This is a genomic window from Nocardia sp. NPDC059195, assembly GCF_042754695.1.
Taxonomy (GTDB): domain Bacteria; phylum Actinomycetota; class Actinomycetes; order Mycobacteriales; family Mycobacteriaceae; genus Nocardia.
Genome location: NZ_JBHZBG010000057.1, coordinates 1 through 7023, shown reverse-complemented (window position 1 = coordinate 7023; position 7023 = coordinate 1). Strand labels below are relative to the sequence as shown.

General features: G+C 67.7%; 7 protein-coding genes and 1 tRNA gene. 3 read left to right on the top strand and 5 right to left on the bottom strand.

The features are described 5' to 3' along the window. Positions 1–135: 135 nt before the first annotated feature. Both ACFXKN_RS33305 and orn read right to left on the bottom strand, forming a co-directional pair. Positions 136–208 (bottom strand) — tRNA-His (locus ACFXKN_RS33305). A gap of 55 nt (positions 209–263) precedes the next feature. After that, positions 264–902: an oligoribonuclease gene (gene orn / locus ACFXKN_RS33300; protein WP_266298291.1), complete on the bottom strand. Its 639-nt coding sequence runs from the start codon at positions 900–902 to the stop codon at positions 264–266. 198 nt (positions 903–1100) lie between these two features. Between orn and ACFXKN_RS33295 the strand changes: the two genes are divergently transcribed. Further along, entirely contained in the window at positions 1101–2813 is a 1713-nt protein-coding gene (locus ACFXKN_RS33295; protein ID WP_378963491.1) for a helicase HerA-like domain-containing protein, read from the top strand. 17 nt (positions 2814–2830) lie between these two features. Here the strand turns inward: ACFXKN_RS33295 and ACFXKN_RS33290 are convergent, their stop codons facing one another. From ACFXKN_RS33290 to cmrA, 3 genes are all read right to left on the bottom strand, one after another. Further along, positions 2831–3157, bottom strand: a complete 327-nt coding sequence (locus tag ACFXKN_RS33290) for a hypothetical protein (protein ID WP_378963493.1) — start codon at positions 3155–3157, stop codon at positions 2831–2833. A gap of 132 nt (positions 3158–3289) precedes the next feature. Beyond that, positions 3290–4591, bottom strand: a complete 1302-nt coding sequence (locus tag ACFXKN_RS33285) for a diaminopimelate decarboxylase family protein (RefSeq protein ID WP_378963495.1) — start codon at positions 4589–4591, stop codon at positions 3290–3292. 155 nt (positions 4592–4746) lie between these two features. Further along, positions 4747–5550 (bottom strand): mycolate reductase, encoded by an 804-nt coding sequence (cmrA, locus tag ACFXKN_RS33280; RefSeq protein WP_378963496.1) that lies wholly within the window; start codon positions 5548–5550, stop codon positions 4747–4749. Between the two features lie 58 nt (positions 5551–5608). Here cmrA and ACFXKN_RS33275 point away from each other — a divergent pair, with 58 nt between their 5' ends. Then, positions 5609–5764 carry a hypothetical protein gene (locus ACFXKN_RS33275; RefSeq protein WP_378963497.1) on the top strand — a complete coding sequence of 52 codons (156 nt, stop codon included), beginning with the start codon at positions 5609–5611 and terminating at the stop codon, positions 5762–5764. 16 nt (positions 5765–5780) lie between these two features. Further along, positions 5781–6845 (top strand): phosphotransferase enzyme family protein, encoded by a 1065-nt coding sequence (locus ACFXKN_RS33270; protein WP_378963498.1) that lies wholly within the window; start codon positions 5781–5783, stop codon positions 6843–6845. Positions 6846–7023: the final 178 nt, after the last annotated feature.

The following is a 7023-nucleotide window of genomic DNA, read 5'->3' as shown; positions in this document are numbered from 1 at the left end:
CAGTAGACCGTTCCCCCGTATATGGTTCCGCAGGTCGTTTATGCACAAAACAAATCGACGATGGGGGGGGGGGGTTTTTCACTTGCTTGAACAACGCGAGACGGCCCGGTCCTGGGGACCGGGCCTTCTCTTCGGGGTGACCGACGGGACTCGAACCCGCGACATCCAGGATCACAACCTGGTGCTCTACCAACTGAACTACGGTCACCATCACCGGTGAATCACCGGCGCCGTCGATATTAGCGTGTGTGTAGTGTCAACCCCTAATCCGCTGGTAGATGGCTCGAACCGGTGACATCCACGGCCTCGGTGGCTTCCTGCGCGGCGGCCGCGATCTCGGTGGTGGAGGGTCCGGGCAGCGGTACGAACGCGGTGCGACGGTAGTACTCGAGTTCGCGGATGGATTCCTTGATGTCGGCCAGCGCGCGGTGGGCCAGGCCCTTCTCCGGCTGACCGAAGTAGATGCGCGGGTACCAGCGGCGGCACAGTTCCTTGATCGAGCTCACGTCGACCATCCGGTAGTGCAGGTGCGCGTCGAGTTCGGGCATGTCGCGGGCGATGAAGCCGCGATCGGTGCCGATGGAGTTACCGCACAGCGGCACCGTGCGCGCGGTGGGCGCGTACTCGCGGATGTAGTCGAGTACCTGCTGCTGGGCCTGCTCGAGGGTGACGGTGGAACGCCGAACCTCTTCGGTCAGACCGGATTTCGCGTGCATGGTGGCGACGACCGGTGGCATGCAGGCCAGGGCGGCGTCGTCGGCGTGGATGACGATGTCGACACCGTCACCGAGAATGTTGAGGTCGCTGTCGGTTACGAGCGCGGCGATCTCGATCAGCTTGTCGCTGTCGAGACGGAGCCCCGTCATTTCGCAATCCATCCAGACCAGGAGTTTGTCTGACACGGGAGTCACCCTAACGGTGGGTCCGGCAACCTGGTCGGCAGGTGTGTCGCGCGGGCGAGGCGGGCGGGGTTTGCCGCCCGACATCCGTGGATGTTCGCCGCCCAGGTGACCGGCCCGGATACAGTTTGCCTGGAATTCCCCGCAGATGTTTCGAGCATTTCTTGCGTACGTGCCAGTGAGCAGACGGAGGACGCGCGAATGACCACCCCACAGGAGAAGGCGGCAGCGGCACGCAAGGCGGCCGAAGACGCGGCCCGGGTTGCCGCCGAGGCCATGGCCGCCGCGGAGGCCGCCGAGCGGGAAGCCCAGGCGGCGAGCGAGGAACCAGCCACCACGGCGGACGGTAGCGAATCCGCCACGAAGCCACCGGCATCCGGCGATCCGAAATCCGCAGGCGCGGTCGCGGAGATCGCCGCGGGCTACGCCTTCAGCGGTCCTGCGCTGGAACTCGGCACGGTGATGGTCGACGGAGTAGCCGATCCCGCTGCGCGCGTGCGTATTCCGCTGCGGATGATGAACCGGCACGGACTCGTCGCCGGCGCGACGGGCACCGGCAAGACCAAGACCTTGCAGGGCATCGCCGAACATCTTTCCCGCGCGGGCGTTCCCGTGGTGATGGCCGACGTCAAGGGTGATCTGTCGGGCCTGAGCGAGCCGGGCGCCGACACCGAGAAGATCCGGGCGCGCGCGGCGGAGACCGGTGCGACCGACTGGGCGCCTGGCGCGTTTCCCACCGAGTTCGTCTCGCTCGGCACCGGCGGCATCGGGGTGCCGATCCGGGCGACGATCACCTCGTTCGGCCCGATCCTGCTCAGCAAGGTGCTCGGCCTCAACGACACCCAGGAATCGACGCTCGGCCTGATCTTCCACTGGGCAGATCAGCGAGGCCTGGCCCTATTGGATCTGAAGGACCTGCGCGCGGTTATCACCCACCTGACCAGCCCCGAAGGCAAGGAAGACCTCAAGGGCATCGGTGGTGTGTCCTCGCAGACAGCGGGGGTGATCCTGCGGTCACTGGTGAATCTGGAAGCCGAAGGTGGCGATACCTTCTTCGGCGAACCCGAACTCGACCCGGCCGATCTGCTGCGCACCGCGGGCGGGCTCGGCGTGATCACGCTGTTCGAGCTCGGTCAGCAGGCGGCGCGGCCCGCGCTGTTCTCGACGTTCTTGATGTGGGTGCTGGCCGATCTGTTCCAGACGTTGCCCGAGGTGGGTGACGTCGACAAGCCCAAGCTGGTGTTCATCTTCGACGAGGCGCACCTGCTGTTCGCCGAGGCGTCCAAGGCGTTTCTGCAGCAGGTCGAGCAGACGGTGAAGCTGATCCGGTCCAAGGGCGTCGGCGTGTTCTTCTGCACCCAGTTGCCCACCGACATCCCCAACCCGGTGCTCTCCCAGCTCGGCGCCCGCGTCCAGCACGCCTTGCGCGCCTTCACCCCCGACGATCAGAAGGCGCTGTCCAAGACGGTGCGGACGTACCCGAAGTCGTCGGTGTACGACCTGGAAGAGGCACTGACCTCGCTCGGCACCGGCGAGGCGATCGTCACCGTCCTCTCCGAAACCGGCGCACCGACGCCCGTCGCCTGGACCAAGATCGCGCCACCGCGCTCGCTGATGGACACCATCGGCGAGGACGCGATCAAGTCCAAGGCGCTGTCGAGCGCGCTGCAGGGCAAATACGGGCAGAGCATCGACCGGGAATCGGCCTACGAGATGCTGCTGGCCAGCGTGGCCGCCGCCGATCCAGCGCCCGAGGCCCCGCAGGCGCCCGGCCGATCGCAGGCACCGCAGGACGAGGACTCGGCGGCCGAGCGGATGATGAAGAACCCGGCGGTGAAGAGCTTCCTGCGATCAGCGGCGAGTGCCGCCGGTCGCGAGATCAGTCGCAGCATCTTCGGCACCCGGCGGCGCTAGCGGGAGGTCGGTTCGCGTCAGCTGCTGCCGAACCAGCCCCAGGGGAACCAGTTGTTTCCGCCGCGGCCGCGGTCGCAGCGGTCCCAGTCACGGTCGTTCCAGTGGTTGCGGCCGTACCAGTCGTTGTCACAGCGATGCCCGCGGTCGCGGTCGCAGTAGTCGTAGTCCCGGTAGTGCCGGTCGTCGCACCGTGGGCGGTTGGTCTGTACCTGGTCTGGCGCGGCTGCGGGCAGGGCGGTCACGGGCGCCGCCACTGTGATCGGAAAGGTGACCGCCATACCGGCCACCGCCAAGCTCATGAGCAGTCGGCGCAGGCCGACCTCGCGTGTTCTGTTGGTCTTCATGGCTACCTCTTCCGGCGCGCTCGTCACCGGACTCAACGCACCGTCGGTCGAGTTGGTTGATTTTCCCCGACCCATCTGATACTAGGCGCGCGATGGGTGCCGCCACCAGACCGGTGGCGGCGGTAACCCGGCTTATTCCAGAATTTCGCGCATCAGCAGATCGGCGGTTGTCTCGCGGCGCAACAGCTGGGTGGCGCGGCCGGCGGCGACGGCGACGATCGGCGGCCTGCCGACGGTGCTGTAGGTCGAGGCCAGCCCGTGATGGTAGGCGCCGGTGCAGGGCACGGCGAGTATCTCGCCCGGCCGCAGATCGGCAGGCAGGCGCACGTCGGTGGCGATGAGCTGCCCGGATTCGCTGTGCTTTCCCGCGATGGACGCCCTCAGCTGCGCGCCGGTCGGATGCCGATTGACGACCACCGCGCCGCTGTGTCCGCCACTTCGACCGCAGCCACCGCCGTCGACGATCACCCGGGTGCCGCCGTCGGTGGTCTCGGTGACGGCCAGCACCCGATACAGGGTGACACCCGCCCTGGCGACGATCGCCCGTCCTGGTTCCATCGTGAGCACGGGACGGGGGAAACGGTGCCGCGCGCAGCCGGCATCCAATGCGTCATCGAGGATGTCGGCGAGGTCGTGCAGGTTCAGTTCCGCGTCGCCGCTGCGATAGGCCACCGCGTGCCCGCCGCCGATATCGAGGTGGGACAGCAGCAGGCCGTATTCGTGGTCGATCCAGGACATCTCACCGATCATCCGGCGGATCGCCTCGCCGTAGTGGTCGGGGTTGTGGATCTGCGGGCCGAGGTGGCAGTGCAAGCCGACGAGCTGCAGATTGCACCTACCCGCGATCCGGGCGACAGCGGTCTCGAACGAACGACTGCCGAGCGGGAAGCCGAACTGGTCACCACCGGGAACGTCGATCCCGGTGGCGACCCGGAGCAGCACCTGCTGCGGTTGGGTCGCCAAGGCAGTGAGCAGCGTGATCTCGGTGAGCGAGCCGACCACGATGCGGCCGACACCGGCGCGCACGGCGGACTTCAGTTCGTCGAGAGTTTTGCCGTTGCCGTGCAACACGATCCGGCGCGGATCGATGCCCGCGGCGAGCGCGACCGATAACTCACCGCTGGAGCCCACCTGCACCGACAGACCCTCGTCGGCGACCCAGCGCGCCACCGCGCCGACCATCAGCGCGGTTCCCGCGTACACGATCTCGGCCTCGGGGAAGTGCTTGCGGTAGGCGCGGCAGCGCTCGCGCACCTCGGCTTCGTCGACCACCTGGACGGGGGTGCCGAACTGATCGGCGATATCGGCGAGCGCCACCGCGCCGAGGGTGATCCGGCCGTCGGGGTCGTAGTGGGTATCGGCCGGCCAGACCGCGGGATCGAGCCGCGGCACGGTGGTCGCACGCAACGACGGGAAGATGTCGAGCAACGTCACGGTGGTCTCCTGGGGACGCTCCCCGCGTTCGGAATGGCGGGGCCGACTCAAGAAATACGCCGTTTCCGGACCGCTGAACTCGGTGTTTACGGGTCCTTGACCACCAGCGGGGCCTTCCTGACGGGTTGCTGACAGGCCAACCCGTCAGGCGGCGCTCAGCTGCCGAGCTTCTTGTAGAACGCGCCCGCGACCGGGGCGGTCAACGCGCGGGGGCCGTAGTTACCCGCCACGCTCATGCCCTTGCTGATGAGGCCGGGGACGATGCGCATCTTGTTGCGGGCCAGCGCGTCGATGGAGACCTTGGCGGTGTATTCGGAGGACACCCAGAGGAAGTCAGGGACCATCTTGTCGACGATCGACTGATCCTCGGGGGCGGGGATTTCGGTGCGCACCGGGCCGGGGGCCAGCAGGGTGACGTTCACGCCGCTGCCCTTGAGCTCACCGCGCAGCGACTCCGAGAAGGTGTTCGCGAATGCCTTCGACGCCGCGTAGGTCGCGTTGTTCGGGATCGGCATATTGCCCGCGGCCGAACCGCTGATCAGGATCCCGCCCGCTGTGCGCTCGATCATGCCGGGCAGCACGGCCAGGGTCAGGTCGTGCACGGCGGTGGCGTTGAGCTCCATCTGCATGCGCTCGTAGGCGAAGTCGAGTTCGGCGACCGGGCCGAAGGTCGCGACACCCGCGTTGTTGCAGAGAACAGCGATATCGCGGACCGCGAGCTCGTCGACGAGGCCGGCCCGCTGCGTGCGATCGGCCAGGTCGACCGCGCGGACCTCGGCGGTGATGCCATGGGCCAGGGTCAGCCGCTGGGCCAGTTCGGTGAGGATCTCACCGCGGCGCGCGACCAGGATCAGCGAATAGCCGCGCCCGGCCAGTTCGGCGGCCAGCGCGGTGCCGATGCCGGAGGACGCGCCGGTGACGACGGCACGATTGTCTGCAGTGGGGGAGGGCAAGCTCACGAGGGGAGTTTAGGGGATCGCCGGAAACCGGGCCCCCGGCAATAGCATGAGTGACGCCATGACCACTGACTCGACGCAGCCGCGCACCGGGCAAGAAGTGCCGCTGCTGCTCGGCACCGAACCACCGCGCACCTTCGGATTCGCCGATCAGGCCGACCGCTGGACCGATGCGGGGTGTGGGCCGTGCAGCGTGGGCGGGCGTTGCGGTGGCTGACGCGCAGGTGTTCGGGATGGGTGATGACCCGTTGGCCGAACCGACATGGCCCGCGCTGACCGAGGACGAGATCGCTCGCGCTGTCGGCGCGACGTGGAGTGAGTCGGCGCTCTGCGCGATCGAATGGCGTGGTGCGCGGCCGCTGTCGTCGACGGTGGGTGTGCGGTTGGACGATGGCGAGCGGCTCGTCGTGAAGCGAATGCCGATGCGATTGCGCGATGGCGTGGCGCTGGCCGAGGAGCACCGGTTCATGGCGCATCTGCGCGAGCGCGGGATTCCGGTGCCCGAAGTCCGAGCCGCCATGGGCGACGGTGGCTCGGACGGGTTCATCTACGAGGTCCATCGTGTCGGCTCCGGGTACGACCGCTACCGCGCCGACTTCTCCTGGTCGCCTTATCGCGACGCCGACGACGCGCAAGCCGCGGGCGCGATGCTGGCCCGATTACACCGCGCCGCAGCAGGTTTCGACGCACCGGCTCGCCCGGCCCGCCCACTGATCGCGACCATGCACGACGACGTGATCTCCGCGTTCGAATGGCACATCGCCCGCCGTCCCTCGGTCGCCCGGTTCCTCGGTGAAAGGGACTGGCGCGCTGAGGTTCCCGGGCAGTCTGTCGACCTCACCGGCGTCGCTCCGATGTGGACGCATGGGGACTGGCACGGGACCAACCTGCTGTGGGAAGACCACGAGGTGACCTCGGTGCTCGATTTCGGGCTAGCCGACCGCACGACCGCTGTGTTCGACCTCGCCACCGCCATCGAACGCACTGCGGTCGACTGGGTTTCGCTGCGCGACGGCGGTCCCGCGAATATTCGCGAGGACCAGATCACCGCGCTGATCCAGGGGTATCGATCCGTGCGATCACCCTCGATCGCCGAGCAGAACCTGCTTCCCGACCTGCTCCCACTGATCCACATCGGCTACGAACTCTCCGAGATCGACTACTTCCTCACCGTCGCCCACGACCCACGCAACGCCGAAATCGCTTACCACGACTGGCTTCTCGGACATCTGCGCTGGTACGAAGCAGCGGAGGGTCGCGAACTATGTCATGTGATACGCGACCTTTCCCTGCGCTGACTGCCCGGCACCACCACGTCCGTGCCGACCGTATTCCCAACCACACCCACAAACTCCAAGTCCGCCATGACCGCACTGCCAGCCCCGCACGACCCGAGGAGGGTCCCGCCGCGCAGCGGCGGTAGCGGCCCGGCCGCGAGTTAGCCGCCGTTGCGTCCGCGGCGCAGCCGCCAGCCAC